This window comes from Pseudomonas sp. GW821-FHT11G12 (genome assembly GCF_058808055.1).
Genome location: NZ_JBXARH010000001.1, coordinates 1137929 through 1155600 on the forward strand (window position 1 = coordinate 1137929; position 17672 = coordinate 1155600).

Annotated in this window: 18 protein-coding genes; 14 read left to right on the forward strand and 4 right to left on the reverse strand. The window is 52.4% G+C overall.

Annotated features, from left to right (window positions below):
* Positions 1 to 31 precede the first annotated feature (31 nt).
* The 10 genes from AC1RR7_RS05160 (at position 32) to AC1RR7_RS05205 (ending at position 7795) form a co-directional block, all read left to right on the forward strand.
* A complete protein-coding gene (locus tag AC1RR7_RS05160; RefSeq protein WP_493156440.1) occupies positions 32 to 802 on the forward strand; it encodes a LamB/YcsF family protein in 771 nt (256 codons plus the stop codon).
* Positions 803 to 813: 11 nt separating this feature from the next.
* Entirely contained in the window at positions 814 to 1320 is a 507-nt protein-coding gene (gene accB, locus AC1RR7_RS05165) for an acetyl-CoA carboxylase biotin carboxyl carrier protein (RefSeq protein WP_493133822.1), read from the forward strand.
* Positions 1313 to 2683 carry an acetyl-CoA carboxylase biotin carboxylase subunit gene (gene accC, locus AC1RR7_RS05170; protein ID WP_493156442.1) on the forward strand — a complete coding sequence of 457 codons (1371 nt, stop codon included), beginning with the start codon at positions 1313 to 1315 and terminating at the stop codon, positions 2681 to 2683. Before accB ends, accC begins: the two co-directional genes overlap by 8 nt.
* Positions 2680 to 3075 (forward strand): acetyl-CoA carboxylase biotin carboxyl carrier protein, encoded by a 396-nt coding sequence (locus tag AC1RR7_RS05175; RefSeq protein WP_493133826.1) that lies wholly within the window; start codon positions 2680 to 2682, stop codon positions 3073 to 3075. The genes accC and AC1RR7_RS05175 overlap by 4 nt, the downstream gene beginning before the upstream one ends.
* 18 nt (positions 3076 to 3093) lie before the next feature.
* Positions 3094 to 3699, forward strand: coding sequence for a TetR/AcrR family transcriptional regulator (locus AC1RR7_RS05180; RefSeq protein WP_493133828.1), 606 nt, complete (start codon positions 3094 to 3096; stop codon positions 3697 to 3699).
* On the forward strand, positions 3696 to 4973 hold the full coding sequence (locus AC1RR7_RS05185) for an aspartate aminotransferase type Ic (RefSeq protein ID WP_493156444.1): 1278 nt from the start codon (positions 3696 to 3698) through the stop codon (positions 4971 to 4973). Before AC1RR7_RS05180 ends, AC1RR7_RS05185 begins: the two co-directional genes overlap by 4 nt.
* 210 nt (positions 4974 to 5183) lie before the next feature.
* Positions 5184 to 5978 carry an NAD(P)H-dependent oxidoreductase gene (locus AC1RR7_RS05190; RefSeq protein ID WP_493133832.1) on the forward strand — a complete coding sequence of 265 codons (795 nt, stop codon included), beginning with the start codon at positions 5184 to 5186 and terminating at the stop codon, positions 5976 to 5978.
* Positions 5978 to 6430: a VOC family protein gene (locus tag AC1RR7_RS05195; RefSeq protein WP_493133834.1), complete on the forward strand. Its 453-nt coding sequence runs from the start codon at positions 5978 to 5980 to the stop codon at positions 6428 to 6430. Before AC1RR7_RS05190 ends, AC1RR7_RS05195 begins: the two co-directional genes overlap by 1 nt.
* 235 nt (positions 6431 to 6665) lie before the next feature.
* Complete coding sequence (locus AC1RR7_RS05200) at positions 6666 to 7181, forward strand: thiamine pyrophosphate-binding protein (RefSeq protein ID WP_415769031.1); 516 nt, start codon at positions 6666 to 6668, stop codon at positions 7179 to 7181.
* Positions 7182 to 7189: 8 nt separating this feature from the next.
* On the forward strand, positions 7190 to 7795 hold the full coding sequence (locus AC1RR7_RS05205; RefSeq protein WP_493133836.1) for a thiamine pyrophosphate-dependent enzyme: 606 nt from the start codon (positions 7190 to 7192) through the stop codon (positions 7793 to 7795).
* Between the two features lie 325 nt (positions 7796 to 8120).
* Here the strand turns inward: AC1RR7_RS05205 and AC1RR7_RS05210 are convergent, their stop codons facing one another.
* Positions 8121 to 8888 (reverse strand): helix-turn-helix transcriptional regulator, encoded by a 768-nt coding sequence (locus AC1RR7_RS05210; RefSeq protein ID WP_493156446.1) that lies wholly within the window; start codon positions 8886 to 8888, stop codon positions 8121 to 8123.
* A 751-nt stretch (positions 8889 to 9639) separates the two neighbouring features.
* Between AC1RR7_RS05210 and can the strand changes: the two genes are divergently transcribed.
* Positions 9640 to 10278, forward strand: a complete 639-nt coding sequence (can, locus tag AC1RR7_RS05215; protein ID WP_493133840.1) for a carbonate dehydratase — start codon at positions 9640 to 9642, stop codon at positions 10276 to 10278.
* A 338-nt stretch (positions 10279 to 10616) separates the two neighbouring features.
* On the opposite strand, the gene AC1RR7_RS05220 is transcribed toward can, so the two are convergent.
* The gene (locus tag AC1RR7_RS05220; protein ID WP_493133842.1) at positions 10617 to 12194 is read right to left on the reverse strand and encodes an APC family permease; all 1578 of its coding nucleotides are present in this window, start codon (positions 12192 to 12194) and stop codon (positions 10617 to 10619) included.
* 626 nt (positions 12195 to 12820) lie between these two features.
* Here AC1RR7_RS05220 and gabD point away from each other — a divergent pair.
* The 3 genes from gabD (at position 12821) to AC1RR7_RS05235 (ending at position 15335) form a co-directional block, all read left to right on the forward strand.
* Positions 12821 to 14263: an NADP-dependent succinate-semialdehyde dehydrogenase gene (gene gabD / locus AC1RR7_RS05225; RefSeq protein ID WP_493156448.1), complete on the forward strand. Its 1443-nt coding sequence runs from the start codon at positions 12821 to 12823 to the stop codon at positions 14261 to 14263.
* 169 nt (positions 14264 to 14432) lie between these two features.
* Entirely contained in the window at positions 14433 to 14687 is a 255-nt protein-coding gene (locus AC1RR7_RS05230) for a DUF7740 domain-containing protein (RefSeq protein WP_493156450.1), read from the forward strand.
* Positions 14688 to 14702: 15 nt separating this feature from the next.
* Positions 14703 to 15335: an alpha/beta hydrolase gene (locus AC1RR7_RS05235; protein WP_493156452.1), complete on the forward strand. Its 633-nt coding sequence runs from the start codon at positions 14703 to 14705 to the stop codon at positions 15333 to 15335.
* Positions 15336 to 15475: 140 nt separating this feature from the next.
* Here AC1RR7_RS05235 and AC1RR7_RS05240 read toward each other — a convergent pair whose 3' ends face one another.
* Together AC1RR7_RS05240 and AC1RR7_RS05245 are read right to left on the reverse strand one after the other, a co-directional pair.
* Positions 15476 to 16312: an HpcH/HpaI aldolase/citrate lyase family protein gene (locus AC1RR7_RS05240; protein ID WP_493156454.1), complete on the reverse strand. Its 837-nt coding sequence runs from the start codon at positions 16310 to 16312 to the stop codon at positions 15476 to 15478.
* Between the two features lie 152 nt (positions 16313 to 16464).
* The gene (locus AC1RR7_RS05245) at positions 16465 to 17664 is read right to left on the reverse strand and encodes a CaiB/BaiF CoA transferase family protein (protein ID WP_493156971.1); all 1200 of its coding nucleotides are present in this window, start codon (positions 17662 to 17664) and stop codon (positions 16465 to 16467) included.
* Between the last annotated feature and the right edge of the window lie 8 nt (positions 17665 to 17672).

Here is a 17672-nt window from a genome sequence, read left to right on the forward strand (position 1 = left end):
GGCAGGCCCACTTTTTTATGAGAATATTTTCATGTCACAACACTCATTGACGGTCGATTTGAACTCGGACATGGGCGAAGGTTTTGGCGCATATACGATGGGCGATGATGAAGCCATCTTGAACATCGTCAGTTCTGCCAATATCGCTTGCGGCTTTCATGGTGGCGACCCTGACATCATGGCTGCTACCTACGCATTGGCAAAAGATCGTGGAGTTGCCGTGGGCGCACATCCCGGCTTTCCCGACCTGTGGGGTTTTGGCCGTCGCAATATTCCATTCTCAGTATCAGAAATTGAGCGGTTAGTGGCGTACCAGATCGGTGCCTCGCAAGCTATGGCGAGTTTTTCCGGGCATACGCTCACGCACGTCAAGGCTCATGGCGCACTCGGAAATCTGACGCAAACTGATCCGGACGTCGCTGCCGCAGTATGCCGCGCTATCCATGCTGTAGACCCTTCTTTGATCTGTCTGGTTATTGCCCTGGGACACCAGGCGCGCATTGCTTCCGAAATGGGCCTTGAAGTGCGCTCGGAGATTTTTGCCGATCGTGCTTATACCGAAGAAGGGCATCTCGTCTCACGCAAATTGCCTGGTGCAGTAATCCACAACCCTAACGAAGCTGCAGATCGGGTTGTACGAATGGTGCGTGCTCAAGGTATCGAAACCCTATCGGGCAAGATCATTCCATGCCCCATCGATTCAATTTGTGTCCATAGCGATACACCGGCTGCTGTCGCAATCGCCGCCCATGTGCGAAGCACTCTGGAAACCCAAAACGTTGTCATTGCCAGTTTCGTTTGAGCGTTAAGCGAATGACTGACGGTATCGTCAAAGCGAGAAGAGATATGAACATAGAGTTTATCGAGCGCCTGATCGAAATTGTCGAACGCTCGAAAGTAGCGGAGCTGGAATACAGCGAGGGAGACTGTCGCATCCGCCTCGGCTTGCACGGTCTGACCGAAGGCGTTCCCGCACAGCGTGGGCTGGTTACCGCCAACATCACTCCTGCTGGCATGTCGACCCAAGATGACTCAAAAGAAACTCCATCCGTGTCATCAGATAAGTCAGGCTATTCAGTGTCCTCCAGTTTGGTAGGAATTTTCTATCGCTCCCCTTCACCAGACAAACCGCCCTTTGTTGAGGTGGGGGATGTTGTCGAGGAAGGGCAGACGCTGGCAATCGTTGAGGCCATGAAGATGCTCAATCCCATTGAGGCTGATCGTAGTGGTCGCGTTGTGGCAATCCTTAAAAATGACGGCGAGATGATTGAAGCCGGCAGCCCTTTGTTCACAATCGAGGCGATGGACGATCATGAGTAAGCCGCTATTTGACAGTGTACTTATCGCAAACCGCGGTGAAATTGCGTTACGTGTATTGCGAGCTGCCAGGGACATAGGATTGCGAACTATCGCAGTGCACTCTCAAGCTGATGCAGGTCTGCGCCATGTGGCATTGGCTGACCAAGCCATTTGCATCGGCCCGGCTGCGGCAAGCGAAAGTTATCTGAACTCCAAGCGCCTGCTTCAAGCTGCGAAGCTGACAGACGCCGGGGCTATCCACCCGGGCTATGGCTTCCTGGCTGAAAATGCAGGATTTGCTGCCGACATCGAAGCAGCAGGACTCGTTTTTGTTGGGCCCAGCTCTGCATCCATCCGCCTGATGGGCGATAAGGTTTCGGCCAAGCAAGCGATGCTGGAAGCAGGTGTTCCATGTGTCCCGGGCTCACCAGGTGCACTGCCTGATGATGCTGAGCAGGTTCGCCACATTGCTGAGACGTGTGGATATCCGCTCATTGTAAAAGCATCTGGAGGCGGTGGAGGGCGCGGTATGCGCATTGTCCGCACGCCGGCTGAGCTGAATGAGTCGGTGGCCATGACGCGTGAGGAGGCCGGGCGAGCCTTTGGTAATCCTGAGGTGTATCTGGAAAAGTTTCTAGAGCATCCCCGCCATATCGAAATCCAGATTCTGGCTGACAATTTTGGCAACGCCGTATGGCTTGGCGAGCGCGACTGCTCGATGCAACGGCGCCATCAGAAAATTATCGAAGAGTCCCCGGCACCAGGCGTCGATAGAGAGGCTATTGAATTCATCGGCGAGCGCTGTGTGAAGGCGTGCCAACTGATTGGTTACAGGGGCGTCGGCACATTCGAATTCCTCTATGAGAACGGTGAGTTCTTTTTCATCGAGATGAACACCCGAGTTCAAGTTGAACATCCTGTTACCGAGTTGGTAACAGGGGTAGATATCGTGCGCGAGCAACTGCTGATCGCTCAAGGCTTCCCGCTGTCGATCAATCAAAGCCAAGTCATCCTTCGGGGCCATGCTGTCGAATGCAGGATTAATGCTGAAGATCCGTTCAGTTTTGTCCCGGCCCCAGGGACTGTGAAGTCTTGGCTACCACCTGGAGGGCCAGGTATTCGCATTGATAGTCACCTGTATTCGGGCTATCAGGTACCTCCCCACTATGACTCGCTCGTCGCCAAGTTTCTCGCGCATGGTGCCACCCGAGAGGAAGCCATCAACCGTATGGCTGGTGCTTTGGGAGAGGCGCAGCTCACTGGCATAAAACACAATATCCCGCTGCATCAACGCCTGATGAGCGAACCAGGTTTCGTTCAAGGGGGATTCGATATTCACCATCTAGAACGCTATCTCGATCAGGATAAGGAGACGTCGCAATGAGCCCCGAATTCATCGAAAAGGTTGTGGTTCTGCTTCAAAAGCATTCTCTGAGAGCGTTTGAATTTGAGCAGGCGGGTGCCTGTTTAAGCCTCAAGTTCGACGCCAAGGCGAACGCTGCATCACCCACTGATCACCTTGAGAAAGTAGGGGAGGAGCCTTGCAAAATTATCCACTCGCCGTCCATGGGCGTCCTGCATCTCGCTCATCCTCAGCGAGATGAGCCGTTTGTAAAGGTCGGGAGTGAGATCAAGGAAGGTCAGATCGTTGCCTTTCTGCAGAACGACGAGCTGCTGGAGGAAGTTAAAGCAAATTGTTCAGGAGTTCTGGTCGCGGCTATTGCTCATGAAGGGCAAGTCATTGGCTTCGCGCAGCCCCTATTTGAACTCCGTTAACTCAAGGTTTTTATCCATATGCACCAGGCAAATGCGGTAACAACTGAGGTGGGCTCTGATCAGCTCATTGTGAACGCTGCTATTGATCTGATTATGGAGGGCGGCTTTTCTGCAATGTCGATGCGCAGTTTGGCTAGGAAGGCGGGCATGCAGGCCGGCAGCCTGTACTACCATTTTCCTAGCAAGATCGATGTGCTCGAAGAGGTGCTGGATTCCTTGCTACAGCAGCGTCTAAACGACTGGCTGACCATCAAGCCAAAACGCGCCAGCGCGTTAACGCAGCTCAATGCCTTCATCTCGTTCCATGTGGGTCGCGTATTGCGAAACGCTAGAGAGGAAGACTTGGTAATGCTCGAGCTCAAAAATCTAAAAGGGGCCCAGCGCGCGACGGTCGTTGCTCAAGATGAGCGGTACCGCAAGGAGCTTATCGCGATTATCAAGCGAGGCGTCTCAACTGGCATTTTCAATGTTTCAGATGTCGATATTGCCGCTCGGGCTCTGATGGGATTGTTGGCCGGCGGAGCAACTTTTATAGCTGATTCCGAATCACTTGCTGTACAGACACTTACCGAACTGTCCCGACGTTTGCTGGGTATTCAAAATAGTCAGAGGCTTAACAAATGAAACTGGATGATCTCTCCAGGGAAGATCTTTCACAGCTGCATGCGCGCGCGCAGAATGATTACATTCGCCTCTGCGAGTTGAAATTGTCGATTAGCATGGCTCGCGGGGTTCCCAGTAGCGAGCAGCTCGAACTCTCGAATAAGTTGCTAGAGCTGCCAGGGATTGGGGATTACCTCGCAGAGGACGGTACGGATTGCCGAAACTACATGGGGCAACAGGGTATCCCTGAAGCTCGTAGGCTGTTTGCACCAGTGCTGGGAGTGCCTGAAAGCCAGGTAGTGGTCAGCGGCAACTCAAGCCTTGCGCTTATGTATGACTGTCTGTCGTTCGCCATGCGCGGCGGAGTACCCGGATCTATACGGCCGTGGCAGCAAGAAAAGGAGTCGGTGGCCTTTCTTTGCCCTGTGCCGGGATACGATCGTCACTTCACGCTCTGTGAAGCTTTCGGCATTCGCTTGATCCCTGTTGCGATGCTGGACGATGGCCCGGACATGAATGAAGTCCGCGCCCTGGTTGCCCAAGATACCTCCATCCGAGGGATGTGGTGCGTCCCGAAGTACAGCAACCCAACGGGTACTGTTTACAGTGATTTGGTTATTGAAGCGCTCGCTTCAATGCCTACGGCTGCGCCGGACTTTCGCTTGTTTTGGGATGATGCCTACAGCGTGCATCACCTAACCAACGAGGATATCCAGATTGAAAACGTCCATGAAGCTTGCACGAGAAATGGCTATCCAGATCGTGCGCTTGTCTTTGCCTCGACTTCCAAAGTCACCCAGGCTGGGGCTGGACTGGCCATGCTTGGCAGCTCGGAGGCCAATATTAAATGGTGGTTGAAACATGCCTCCGTGCGCAGCGTCGGGCCCGACAAAATAAATCAGCTGCGCCATGTCCGGTTCTTGCGTGACTTGAGTGGCCTCAGGGCGCTAATGGATGGCCATAGGGCTCTTCTCAAACCTCGTTTTGACGCGGTGCTCGAAATCCTGGAAGCGAAGCTCGGCCAACACGCTTTTGCGCAGTGGAGTACGCCCAAGGGCGGGTATTTCATTAGCGTGAATGCTTACCCCGGAACCGCGAAACATGTTGTGGCACTGGCTAAAGCAGCGGGCGTTCAATTGACAGACGCGGGCGCGTGCTTCCCCTATGGCATCGATCCTCTGGATCGGCAATTGCGCATAGCACCTTCATCACCTGCCGTTGACGCACTGCGGACAGCTTCGGAAGTCATTTGTGCGTCGATGTTGTTGGCCGCTTGTGAACAAAAGCTGGCTTAACCGTTGCAATTGTTGAGCGGGCTCTTAGGCGCGGTGCCACCTGTGCGGCCAACCTTGCGGTGAAAAGGAAAACTCGGACTATGCAAAAAACCGCAGAAACTGGTCGAGGATCATCAAGACACTGAACCCTTTGCGACCTAAAGTTGACCACAGCAGATTCGTTTCGGCTGTTTTTTAAGCCTCCTTTTTTCAGATCCAGAGTGGTACCTAATGAAAGCTCTCATCGTTTATGCACACCCGGAGCAGGCATCGTTCAACGCATCGCTAAAAAACACAGCGGTGGAAACGTTGACCCGCCTAGGTCATGAAGTTGTCGTCAGCGACCTCTACGCAATGGGGTGGAATCCAGTGCTGTCGGCAGCAGATTTTGCTGACCGCGAGAATGCGGAGTTCCTGGATCTCTCTCGTGAGCAGGAGCACGCATTTGCTCAGAATGCCCAAAGTGCTGACGTTGTTCGTGAGCAACAGAAAGTCGCAGAGGCTGACCTTGTCTTGTTCCACTTTCCAGTGTGGTGGTTCTCCATGCCTTCGATCCTGAAGGGCTGGTGCGATCGCGTGTTCAGTCGTGGTTTTGCCTATGCTGCCGGCCGCAAATACGACTCGGGCCTGTTCAAAGGCAAGAAGGCAATGCTGTGCCTGACGACAGGGACTGCGTCGACACTCTATGAGCCCAACGGCATTGATGGGGATTTGCTGCATGTACTTTGGCCAATTCACAACGGCCTTCTGGCATATACCGGCTTCTCTGTCCTGCCGCCATTTGCGGCATGGATGCCAGGCCGTGTGACTGCTGAGGAGCGAGTGGCTTACCTCGCTGGCTATGCGGAGCGTCTAGCGACGTTGGAAAGTGCTGAACCCTTGTTCATGCACCCGTGGAGTGACTATGACGAAACTCAGCGTCTTAAACCAGGAGTAGAAGCTAAATCCGGTGTGCAATGGAATCCGCTGATCGGTCAAAGCTTTGTCGAATCCGCTGATGCCTTTGCAAAAAAACAGGTGAAGTGATGAGCGACACAAGCATCTTCAAAACTCTTCATCATGTCTGCGTAATTGTTCGCGACATGGACAAGGCTGTCGCTTACTACGAGTCTCTCGGAATAGGCCCTTGGAATCAATTTCCTTCATTGGAAGCTTTCAAAGGGGAGTTGCTTGCTCCGAATGCCGAAGACTTTGTGAAGCTGCACTACAAATATGCCAACCTCGAAAATTTCCAGCTTCAATTATGTGCGCCGCCCGAAGGAAACACTCTTCAACGTCGTTTCCTTGAGGAACGAGGTGAGGGAGTGTTCCATCTAGGGTTCACAGTTCCAGACTGCGATGTTGCGGAATCCGAGGCATTTGCTGTCGGGCTGACACCGATTCTTCGCGGTCGCTTGCCTAACAGAAATGGCTTTACCTACTTTGACTCCGCCGAGCATGGTTCAGGGGTGACACTCCAAGTTCGCGCCGTTAAGTAGCATCAAATTTTATTGAACACTAGCGAGATCTAAAACATCTCGCGAAGGAGGCCTGTCGTGGAAAATAAAGCGAAACTAAGTTGTCTGGTTGAGCGTTTCTTGTCAGCTTTCAGGTTGCCCGAAGGCTTGTATATCGATGTACCTGTAATTTATTAAGCAACGTTATTTTGCTGCCGCAATTCGCGGTGGCTGCATGCTTTTTCTTGCCAAAAATAACAACTGGAGTTGAGCAGACGTGACGATAAATTGGCCAGAGCAAATATTTGCCGAGTTTAAAAAACTGGATGTAAAGCAAGTTGTGTATGTTCCGGATGCCGGACACAGCAAGTTGATCCAGATGTGTGATGCTGATCCGGAAATTCACTCCGTTTCACTGACTACAGAAGAAGAGGGTGTTGCTCAGTTGGGTGGTGCCTGGGCGGGAGGGCAGCGTGGCGTTCTTCTGGTTCAGTCAAGCGGTGTAGGTAACTGCATCAACATGCTTTCCTTGCAGCATGAAACCCGTATGCCACTTTTCATGATTGTTACCATGAGAGGAGAATGGGGCGAGTTCAACCCATGGCAGGTCGCTATGGGTAAGTCTACTCAAGAAGTTTTGGAAGCGTCTGGTGTGTATGTATACCGCGCCGATTCTGCCGAAGAGGTCGAGGCGACAGTCAGCGCCGGCGCACGCTTCGCTTACCAGACCGGCCGTATGGTTGCAGTCCTGATTGGGCAGCGCGTCATCGGCACCAAAAACTTTAATAAGTGAGTGTGATCATGCAGGCTATTCAGAAGATTAAACCGACTCTTAATCGCCGTGAAGTCGTGGCCCGGATCCTACAAGATCGAGGTGATGCACTAGCTGTTACCAGTCTCGGCAACCCCACTTTCGACGTTGCTGCTGCAGGCGACTGCGCCCAGAATTTTTACCTGTGGGGGGCAATGGGTGGAGCAGTGATGTTCGGCATGGGGATAGCTCTGGCTCAGCCGACCAAACGTGTCATTGTATTTGTCGGCGACGGCGAAATGATGATGGGCCTTGGTTCGTTGGCTACAGTTGCGTGCCATCGCCCTGACAACCTCAGCATTGTCGTAATTGACAACGAGCACTACGCAGAAACTGGCATGCAGCCAGCCCACGCGGGGCGCGGTGTCAGTATCAACGCTGTCGCTACTGCCGTGGGCTTTAGCCAAAGCATTCTCGTGCACGACCAGGAGGGTCTTGAGAAGGCAATCGACACACTTTATAGCCACCAGGGCCCGGTTACGCTGTGTGTGAAGGTTACGACGGATCCAGCACCGACAGCATTGCCACCTCGCGATGGCCCTTACCTGAGAAGTCGTTTCAGAGAGGCCCTTATGGGAAGCGCCAGTCACGTTTGATGATCGGCGTACTTGGAACCTTCAATACATTGATGGCGTGCCTGCGCTATCAATGTATTTGCTTCAAATCTGGTGAGTCATTCAATTTTTGCTTTGTTGTAACCGATTAAAAAGGGAGGCCGTGGGCGCCCTTATTGGCGCTGGGTCGAATTGTAACTGCTTCTCGGGTGGAGACAATAATGATAAAAAAATTCTGGTGTATACGTTTCAAGTGCTGGTGTATCGACATTGTTGAGCGCTTGGGAGAACTTCCAACCTTCTGAAGTAATATTTGTCCGCGACATCGACCTCCAATGATCGCGGATATTTTTTTGGGGGCAGCACTTTACAATGCTGACGCCAAATTTTCTTGCACCGTATTTTTAATCGTTGTGCTGCGGTATTGCTGTGGGGTGCAATGTAACGTTGCCTTGAACTGCCGGCTAAATGCACTGTGATCCGAATACCCGCACTCGGTGGCTATGTCGGTAATACTCGTCTCGCTATGCTCGAGCATGTCGCATGCCTTTTCGATCCTTGCCTTCATCAATATCTGCTTTGGCGACAATTGAAAAACCTCACGGGTTAATCGCTGCAAAGTATCCATTGAGAGGTCAACCTCTCTGGCAATATCAGCAATCAGCTGCGGCTGGCCAAGGTTTTCTTTAACCAGCCTAGAGAACTCCATTAGACGCTTATAGCCCAGATGCTTCTCATCAGGTCGTGCAAGCATTCGAGATATCCCGACCAGTCCAGTGGCCTGGTCGCTACCATCAACAATTCCGAATTTTGAACTCAGACACCATTGTCGATGACCATCGGCAGAGCGAAAAAGTCGCAAAGCATCAATTATCTCTTTTCTTGTGTGGATGACACTCAGATCTTGAGCGACGATGCTCGAACTCGTAATTGGAAACAAATCGTCCGCTGTCAGGCCGATGACATCCTGTTTTGTTCGTTTCCCGCTATACCGAACGAGAGTCTGATTAACCACGACGTATCGACCTAACGTATCCTTGACATAAAACATCAAGTCAGGCATGCGATCAAAGAGCTTGTCCATCAAGGAGAGATCTCTGTCGATCCAATGTAGCAAATCTTTACTGTCGATCATTTAAAACGCCGCTCTAGTAAGAAGCCAAGGTGTTAGTTTTCTCGCAATGCATGAGATTAATTTGTGCAGGCGCTGGCTGCTGTGCTAAATGCCGCAAAATATCACGGAGAGATCATACAGCGAATGAATATGGGTCGTTGTATGATTTATCAACGTTTGCGAAGGCTGATGACCATCTCAGTTACGATAGTAATGCTTGCTTTTATGAAGCTATCATCTTCGCTATGCACAACACGGCATGGTTGACGAGTAACTTTGAACTATTGGCTTGCGCTTGGTCAGCGCTTTTTACCGCTTGGTTAGCAAATACCAAGCGGTTTTTTTATGCGTCGAATTTGGTTGCTTAGGTGTGGCCAGGTGAGTTTCTGATGTGAGTGTCAGCAATGATTCAAACGCCCCACGTTTGGCACAAGTGGAAGGGGTGGTGTTAGGCACGTCAGTATCGCAATGTCGCAAAATTGCACGCCAATTGACCACCAGAAGTATTTCCGTTGACCAGGAATTTGCGTTTGTACTGACTTGCTACGATGCAATTTGGTTATGAGAGGAGATGCAAATTTGCAGAACGACTGAATCGCCATCAGGCGCAATGACCAAGTTATGACTACTACTCATGCTTGGGGCTGTATTTGAGAATAGGCCCGGCATTCAACATGAGAATTCGGAGATTTTGCCCGCGACCCGCGAAAGGAAACGTGACCTCGGGCGCTTGCCGCGCGCCAAAGCTGCGGATCATTTATGAGGTTTGAACATGAACGATCTACAAGAACTGATCGATAACAACGCACGTTGGGCCAATGCAATTAAGCAGGAAGATCCTGATTTTTTCGCCAAGCTGGCACGTCAGCAAACCCCCGAATACCTCTGGATCGGTTGTTCGGATGCGCGAGTGCCTGCCAACGAAATCGTAGGCATGCTCCCGGGCGATTTGTTCGTACATCGCAACGTGGCCAACGTGGTGCTGCACACCGACCTTAACTGCCTGTCGGTGATTCAGTACGCGGTCGATGTGCTCAAGGTCAAACACATTCTCGTGACCGGTCACTATGGCTGCGGCGGTGTGCGTGCTTCGATGCAGGATCGCCAAATGGGCCTGATCGATGGCTGGCTGCGTTCGATTCGCGACCTGTACTACGAGAAACGCGTGGAGCTGGGCCAGTTTACGACAGAAGAAGAGCGTGTCGACCGGCTGTGTGAGTTGAACGTGATCCAGCAAGTGGCCAACGTCGGCCATACCAGTATTGTCCAGAACGCCTGGCACCGCGGCCAGAGCCTGTCGATCCATGGTTGCATCTATGGTATCAAGGATGGCCGCTGGAAGAGCTTGAACGCAACCATCAGCGGCCTTGAGCAACTGCCGCCGCAATATCGCCTGCGGTCGATCGACTGAGTCGACCTAAGTTGCTTCATCCTGTCTCCAAAAGGGACGGGCGATCGACGGGCCCGGTCGCTCAAGTAGTCTTGGTCTGAGTTGCAGTTTGTGCAACTGCTGGTCAGTGCGAATGCAAATACCTGGTCAACGAGAACGCAACCAGGTGGTCAATACAATGCCATTTCCCATATGCAGCATCGACGCTGATTCACGGATCCGAAATCACGAGGCGCTGAGCCTGAGGGGGGAGAAGGAGGTCAATAATCGTGGATGATGGGAAAACGGGGGGGAATGTTGCAGACTTCACATGTGACAAGCCGGCCATGATGGCCGGCTTGGGGCAAATATATGATTGATTAGACGGTATCTGGTTTTAAAGCGCCATATGGCATAACAAGGGAGTCTGTTTTCTCGGTGACTGGGTAAGAGCTCGCGGCCCCCCAGAAATAAATCGCAGTCGAGAAAATCGCAAGGATAGAAATGACGGTTGCTTCGCTTACTTTCCCAGGCCCGCATGCCCAGGTAAGTCCCATCATTCCGGCGTAATAAACAACTAACCAAAGTGAAGATCTGATTTCTCTTGGCATCGTAGAACGTGTACTGCTTACTGACTTAAGCGCCAACTGCACGATAAAGATCAAGATCTGCAAGCCTGCCAACCAGGAGATGACGTCCCATCCTGACCACAACACCAGCAAGCTAGCGACGAAGAACGACAACGGCCCAAGCAAAAAAAGCGCTTTTACCTTGAATGGCCGAGTGAACTTCCGTTCCCGCAATGCCGCAACCGAAATTGGAGCGATTGCGTAGCTAAGCACGAGCGCTGCTGAAACGACGCTGATCAATTTTTCCCAGGATGGGAAAGGCAGCGTCCAGGCGACTGAGAGTGCAAATGCCAACCACAATGCCCGACGCGGGATGCCTGACTTTGGGTCAACCTTAGCAAAAGCATTAAGCAGAGTTGTCGATCCTGCCCAACCACAAGCGATCCGTGACGTGGAGTTCATGAAGATGTTGCCACAACCTGTTGGGGACACGACGGCATCAGCAACCACAATAGTCGCAAGCCATACTGCTCCCAGCAGCAACGCAATGTCACGGAAGGGGAGTGGAAGCTTGCTACCCAAATCACTCCAGCCATTGGCCAGCATCTCAGTGGGCAAGCTGCCCAGGAAGGCTATTTGTAAAAGCAAATAGATGACGGCTGAGCAAGCGATGGAGAGCATGAGAGCCAGTGGAATATTGCGTTGAGGATTTTTAACCTCGCTTGCCGCTGAGATGATTGGAGTCAATCCGAGGTATGCGAAAATAATGCCGCCTGCGGATATCGCAGCGCCAATACCTTCAACACCATTTGGAGCGAATCCAGACTGAGTCAGATTGTCACTGTTGAAATGTCGGAATAGCACCACAACGACGCAGATGGGCACTATAAATTTGAAAAGACTGATGATGTTGTTGGCGAGGGCGAACGATTTGATGCTGAAGTAGTTCGTCAACATGAACAAACAAAGCAAGCAAAATTGAACCATCCACCCTAGCATTGTCGGTGAGCTTGACCCCACCTCGGTCAAAGATGGAAACCATGCGCTTGCGTATTGTCTTGCTGCTACTACCTCGATCGCTACGACGCTGGAGTAAGCAACGAGTGTGATAAACCCCATCATGTATCCCAGCATTGGGCCATGGCTGATGATCGGGTACTGCAATATCCCGCCAGTGGTTGGCATCGCCGCCCCAAGCTCACAGTACATGAGACCCAGGAGAAACACGGCAGCAGCACCAATTATCCAAGAGATGATGCCCGCGGGCCCGGCAATGGCTGCAACGTGGCTTGATGCGAATAGCCAACCAGAACCGAATGTAGCCCCCAGTCCTATAAGTGTGAGATCCAGTAGGGATAATTTGCGTTTGAGATTATTGAGGTTTGACATTCTTTTCTTCCATTCGAAAGCGTGAACAAACAGCGGCCACGCACGAGTTGTGACACATCATTGGCGCACAGCGTTAGAGGTAGGACGGTAAGGACAGCTTGTATCTGGGCGGGACGAACCCGCTTTGTAATCAACTGAGCTTTTTCTTGTTGTTGGATCAGTCAGATTTCCGCGGTAAGCGGGATCTTCGAGTGGAATGGTCAGTCTATCCGCGACTTTTGGCGACGGCTTGCAGGAATACGGTCAGTTAGCCGCTGGTTTCTGCATAGTGCAGGCCAAGTCATCAGGGGCCGAACCTTTTAAAAGAGTAGTTTCCCTGAGCGAAGTCATCGTTGTTAGCCCAAAATATGCTCGTATATTGAGTGGGCTCCGAAGGAAACTATTTAAAACTAACGATTGAATATTTTTTCGGTGAACGGGGGCATCGGAAAATGTGAATGCGCGAAAAAACAGACCGTTAACTTTTGGAGATAGGATTGAAGCTGCTTCGTGTCTGTGACGCTAGGGGTAGACTTTAATGCCCCCTAAGTAACCACAGTGGCCGAGTTTCCCTCGTTGGAGTCCAACGATGATGGCCCGCTCACCGGAGCAGTTTTCGACACAAAATCATAAGACGGGAAGTGATCATGCAGCTCAAAGACTCCAGTTTATTTCGTCAGCAAGCCTATGTAGATGGCGTGTGGGTTGACGCCGACAGTGGCCAGACGATCAAGGTGAACAATCCAGCCACCAATGAGATTCTTGGCACTGTGCCTAAAATGGGCGCAGCAGAAACTCGGCGTGCCATTGAGGCTGCAAACCGCGCACTTCCAGCCTGGAGTGCTCTGACTGCCAAAGAGCGTTCAAGTAAATTGCGGGCCTGGTTTGAGCTGATTATTGCAAATCAAGACGATCTCGCTCGTTTGATGACGCTGGAGCAGGGCAAGCCTTTGTCTGAAGCTAAAGGGGAGGTTGTTTATTCGGCCTCCTTCCTTGAGTGGTTTGCTGAGGAAGCGAAACGAATTTATGGCGATGTGATCCCTGGCCACCAACCGGACAAGCGATTGATCGTTTTAAAGCAGCCCATCGGCGTTACTGCAGCCATTACACCCTGGAACTTTCCGTCGGCGATGATTACTCGCAAGGCTGGCCCTGCACTGGCCGCCGGTTGCACCATGGTGCTCAAACCCGCTTCTCAAACCCCCTATTCAGCACTCGCTTTAGCGGCACTCGCAGAACGAGCAGGAATTCCTGCTGGTGTATTCAGCGTGGTCACCGGGAGCGCTGGCGATATCGGCTCAGAGCTGACCAGCAATCCGATCGTGCGTAAGCTTTCGTTCACTGGATCCACCGAAATTGGCCGGCAGTTGTTGGGTGAGTGTGCCAAGGACATCAAGAAGGTTTCTCTTGAGTTGGGCGGTAATGCACCGTTTATTGTGTTCGATGATGCCGATCTTGATAAAGCCGTTGAGGGGGCGATCATTTCCAAGTATCGCAACAACGGGCAAACCTGTGTGTGCGCCAACCGGATCTACGTACAGGAAGCTATTTATGATGCCTTCGCAGAAAAGCTAAAAGCAGGAGTGGCTAAGCTGAAGGTTGGTAACGGTATGGATTTGGGTACGACCACTGGGCCAATGATTGACGAAAAAGCTGTGGCGAAGATCAAAGAGCACATCGCTGACGCAGTGAGTAAGGGGGCCAGGATTCTTTCGGGTGGGAACGGCTTGGAGGGTAATTTCTTCGAGCCAACTATTTTGATTGATGTGCCCACGAATGCTGCCGTAGCCAAGGAGGAGACCTTCGGGCCACTGGCGCCGCTGTTCCGTTTCAAAGACGAAGCCGAAGTCATTGCGATGGCTAACGACACAGAGTACGGCTTGGCTTCTTACTTCTACGCACAAAATATGAGTCGAGTGTTCCGCGTTGCTGAAGCACTCGAGTATGGGATGGTTGGCATCAACACAGGACTGATCTCTAACGAAGTTGCCCCATTTGGCGGTGTTAAAGCCTCCGGGTTGGGACGAGAAGGTTCCAAATACGGCATTGAAGACTACCTGGAAATCAAATACCTGTGCCTTAGCGTCTAGTTCCAATACTCGGCCAATGAGCCAGCACGATGTTAGTTCTACTGCGTCGTGCTGAGCGACACATGAGGCTGATTTTCAGCCTCGATAGCGTATCCAGTAATGAACTATCGGGAAAACGGTGTCTTCTGGACGTTATAAACCCTGTTGTAGCTGTCGAGACCAACGTTTCATGAATATGATCGATGCAACTATCTGTCTACTTCTGGCGACCAAGATTCACGGGACGGATCAAGCGCTCAGGGACACGGCCAAGAGTCTTGTCAAGAAATTGCCCAGAAGCTCTAGGGGTATGATGTTTGCCGTTATAAATAGCAAAAAACCGATGGTGCTGCTGTCGCGCATTGTTGAAGATGTACCTGTCCCAGAGTTAAGTCCCGCGACGGACGCTGATGCGAGCGCCCAGGCAGAGGGAAATGCAAATTAGCCGGCGGTGTTTTCCATGGCAACCCATGAGTTATTTGAAGTATCCAATGGCGTCACAGAAGTGTTGATCGACCGTCTGGAATCACCGAAAGCGGTTGCGTTGATCGCCCACCCCCATCCGTTACTGGGGGGTAATGCTAATCACAAAGTCCCCTTCACGATGATGCGTGCCGCTAACGCGCTAGGTGTGAGTGTCTATCGTCCAAATTTCCGAGGTGTCGGGAAATCATCAGGTCAATATGATGGTGGAGTTCTTGAGACTCAGGACATCATCGATCTGACCAACCTGCTGCGCGAAAAGGAGGGTAGGTTACCCTTCATTCTGATGGGATTTTCCTTTGGTGCCTTCATTGCCGCAAGGGTAGAGCAGGCATTGGCACAGGCCTCTCTATCCAGTGATGACATCATTCTCTGTGGGCTTCCAGATGGCGAGGTTCCTGGCAAGAGACACTACGCAACACCGGTAGTCGCTGGAGCATGTTTGATACACGGGGAGTTGGACGAGAGCGCTCCGCTGTCGCAAGCTCTCCGGTGGGCTGAGCGGAGTAACGCGTCAGTAAGAGTCGTACCAGGTGCGGATCATTTTTTCGCTGGGCGCCTGGATATGCTCGCAACTTTGGTCTCTGAAAGGATCAAGTCAAAGATGTAACCGAAACTCAGTCTACGTTTGGGCAAGTCATCTTCTCATCGTAAAGACAAGTCATATGTGCACGGCACTCTACCTCAGCGAATGTAGTGCGTGGGTACAGGCAGTGCACACAAGACCGGATACTTAAGAGAATCTCACCTTCATCGCTGAGCATTCAGATTGATTGAAGCCATCGCGAGTATCCGTTGCGCGCGGATCAGCACTGGCGCGTCGACCATCTGCCCATCAAGTTGAAAGGCGCCACGACCGTGTGCGCCGGCGTCAACGACCCGTTGCGCCCAAGCCAACATTTCTGCACCCGGGGTCAGCGCCCGATGGATCACTGGAATTTGCTTGGGGTGGATACACATAGCGCCAGCGAAGCCCATTTCATGGGCGTGACAGATAGCGTGATGCAGACCTTCCAAGTCATCAATGCCTGGGTAGACACCATCCAGCGGCGGCAGCAAGTCGGCGTCCCGTGAGCGCAGCAACAACTCAACGCGTGCTTGATCGAGTACGAACTGAGCTGAGGGTGAGTCAATCTTCAGGTTCAAATCCAACCCATAATCCAATGCACCAAATGCCAGGCGTTGAACACCCTGTCCGGCAGCGATTTCAGCGAGTTTTAAAACCCCGCGTGCACTTTCTATGATTGGCCATATCGGTTTGTCAGTGACAGCAACAGCGGCGACCTGAGCCGCACATTCAGCCTTTGGCAACAGCACTCCGGCAATGCCCGATTGCTGTTGGCAGAACACGATATCAGCGGCATGTTCAGGGTGCTCGGGAGCATTAATTCGCACCCAGACCGATGCTTGTGTTTCGGCCTGCAGAAATGCCGCGAGATTGTCCCGTGCCTGACGCTTGAGGGATTCTTCGACGGCGTCTTCAAAATCGACGATAACTGCATCGGCACCCGCGGCCAGTGCTTTGGCAAAGCGTTCAGGGCGGCTACCAGGCACAAAGAGTGCGGAGCGAATGGTGGAACCGGACATGGAAGGCTTCCTTTTTTGTCATTGTTTAGCGGTTGGATTGCTTCATTGACCTCTGTTAGAGCCAGCTTGTTGGCGAGGCTTTATCGGACACACTGCGTCTGGCCTCGCGTCAACAAGTCGACTCCTAAAAGAGATCGTCGGAGGGGCTGGTCTCAGATGACCCCCGCTGCCTGCAATCGCGCCTGATCTTCGTCGGAGAAGCCCAACTCAGCGAGTATTCCCGTGTTGTGTTCTCCCAATCCCGGCACCGAGTCCATACGCGGGGTGAAGGATGCATTCCGGCCAGGTGGCAAAAGCGCGGGTAATTTGCCGGCGGGGCTGTCGATTTCACGCCAACTGTCGCGGGCTTTGAGTTGTGGGTGATCCCACACACCTTGCATATCGTTGACCCGAGCGCTGGCAATTTGCGCGGATTCTAGTCGGGCCACTACTTCGTCGACGCTCAGTTGCGAAAAACCTTCAACAATGATCTGGCGTAGCACTTCGCGGTTGGCCGAACGTTTGAAGTTCGCCGAGAAGCGTTCATCAGTCGCCAGTGCCGCATCCAGCAGCACTTTTTCGCAGAACAGTGCCCACTCACGCTCGTTCTGCAACCCAAGCATCACGGTATCGCCGCCTTTGGTAGGGAAGGGGCCGTACGGGTAAATCGTCGCATGAGAAGCACCTGCACGAGGCGGCGCGGCGCCCTCGAACCCGTAGTACATCGGGTAACCCATCCACTCCACCAGGCTATCGAGCATGCTCACATCAATGCGACTGCCAACCCCGGTTTTATCGCGCAGCATCAACGCGGACAAAACTCCGGTGTAGGCATACATGCCGGCAGCGATATCAGCGATGGAGCAACCAGCCTTAGCCATCTCATCTTCACCCGGCCCGCCTGTCACAGAGAGAAACCCGCCCTCGCTTTGAATCAACAGGTCGTAGGCTTTTTTCTTCTCATAGGGGCCGCCTTCGCCATAGCCTGAAATGTCACAGACAATCAGGCGAGGAAAACGCTCCTGCAACGCTTCAAACGACAAGCCCATCCGCGCCGAGGCACCCGGCGCCAGGTTCTGAACCAGCACGTCGGCTTTTTCAAGAAGCCCCATAAGGATGTCTCCTGCCTCGCCCTGTTTCAGATCAAGGGTAAGGCTTTCCTTGGAGCGATTGGCCCAGACAAAATGCGATGCCAGACCGTTTACCCGTTCATCATATCCTCGGGCAAAATCACCGCTGCCAGGGCGCTCGATCTTCACCACGCGAGCACCGAGGTCGGCCAGTTGCCGGGTACAGAACGGTGCAGCAATCGCGTGTTCGAGGCTGATAACAGTGATGCCGTCCAGTGGACGCAAGTTATTCTGGGTGGTCATTTTTTGTA

Coding starts and splice junctions, on each gene's coding strand:
- accB (WP_493133822.1), top strand. CDS start 814: ATGACTGACGGTATCGTCAAAGCGAGAAGAGATATGAACATAGAGTTT.
- AC1RR7_RS05190 (WP_493133832.1), top strand. CDS start 5,184: ATGAAAGCTCTCATCGTTTATGCACACCCGGAGCAGGCATCGTTCAAC.
- can (WP_493133840.1), top strand. CDS start 9,640: ATGAACGATCTACAAGAACTGATCGATAACAACGCACGTTGGGCCAAT.
- AC1RR7_RS05205 (WP_493133836.1), top strand. CDS start 7,190: ATGCAGGCTATTCAGAAGATTAAACCGACTCTTAATCGCCGTGAAGTC.
- AC1RR7_RS05180 (WP_493133828.1), top strand. CDS start 3,094: ATGCACCAGGCAAATGCGGTAACAACTGAGGTGGGCTCTGATCAGCTC.
- AC1RR7_RS05175 (WP_493133826.1), top strand. CDS start 2,680: ATGAGCCCCGAATTCATCGAAAAGGTTGTGGTTCTGCTTCAAAAGCAT.
- gabD (WP_493156448.1), top strand. CDS start 12,821: ATGCAGCTCAAAGACTCCAGTTTATTTCGTCAGCAAGCCTATGTAGAT.
- AC1RR7_RS05185 (WP_493156444.1), top strand. CDS start 3,696: ATGAAACTGGATGATCTCTCCAGGGAAGATCTTTCACAGCTGCATGCG.
- AC1RR7_RS05195 (WP_493133834.1), top strand. CDS start 5,978: ATGAGCGACACAAGCATCTTCAAAACTCTTCATCATGTCTGCGTAATT.
- accC (WP_493156442.1), top strand. CDS start 1,313: ATGAGTAAGCCGCTATTTGACAGTGTACTTATCGCAAACCGCGGTGAA.
- AC1RR7_RS05210 (WP_493156446.1), bottom strand. CDS start 8,888: ATGATCGACAGTAAAGATTTGCTACATTGGATCGACAGAGATCTCTCC.
- AC1RR7_RS05235 (WP_493156452.1), top strand. CDS start 14,703: ATGGCAACCCATGAGTTATTTGAAGTATCCAATGGCGTCACAGAAGTG.
- AC1RR7_RS05240 (WP_493156454.1), bottom strand. CDS start 16,312: ATGTCCGGTTCCACCATTCGCTCCGCACTCTTTGTGCCTGGTAGCCGC.
- AC1RR7_RS05160 (WP_493156440.1), top strand. CDS start 32: ATGTCACAACACTCATTGACGGTCGATTTGAACTCGGACATGGGCGAA.
- AC1RR7_RS05230 (WP_493156450.1), top strand. CDS start 14,433: ATGAATATGATCGATGCAACTATCTGTCTACTTCTGGCGACCAAGATT.
- AC1RR7_RS05220 (WP_493133842.1), bottom strand. CDS start 12,194: ATGTCAAACCTCAATAATCTCAAACGCAAATTATCCCTACTGGATCTC.
- AC1RR7_RS05245 (WP_493156971.1), bottom strand. CDS start 17,664: ATGACCACCCAGAATAACTTGCGTCCACTGGACGGCATCACTGTTATC.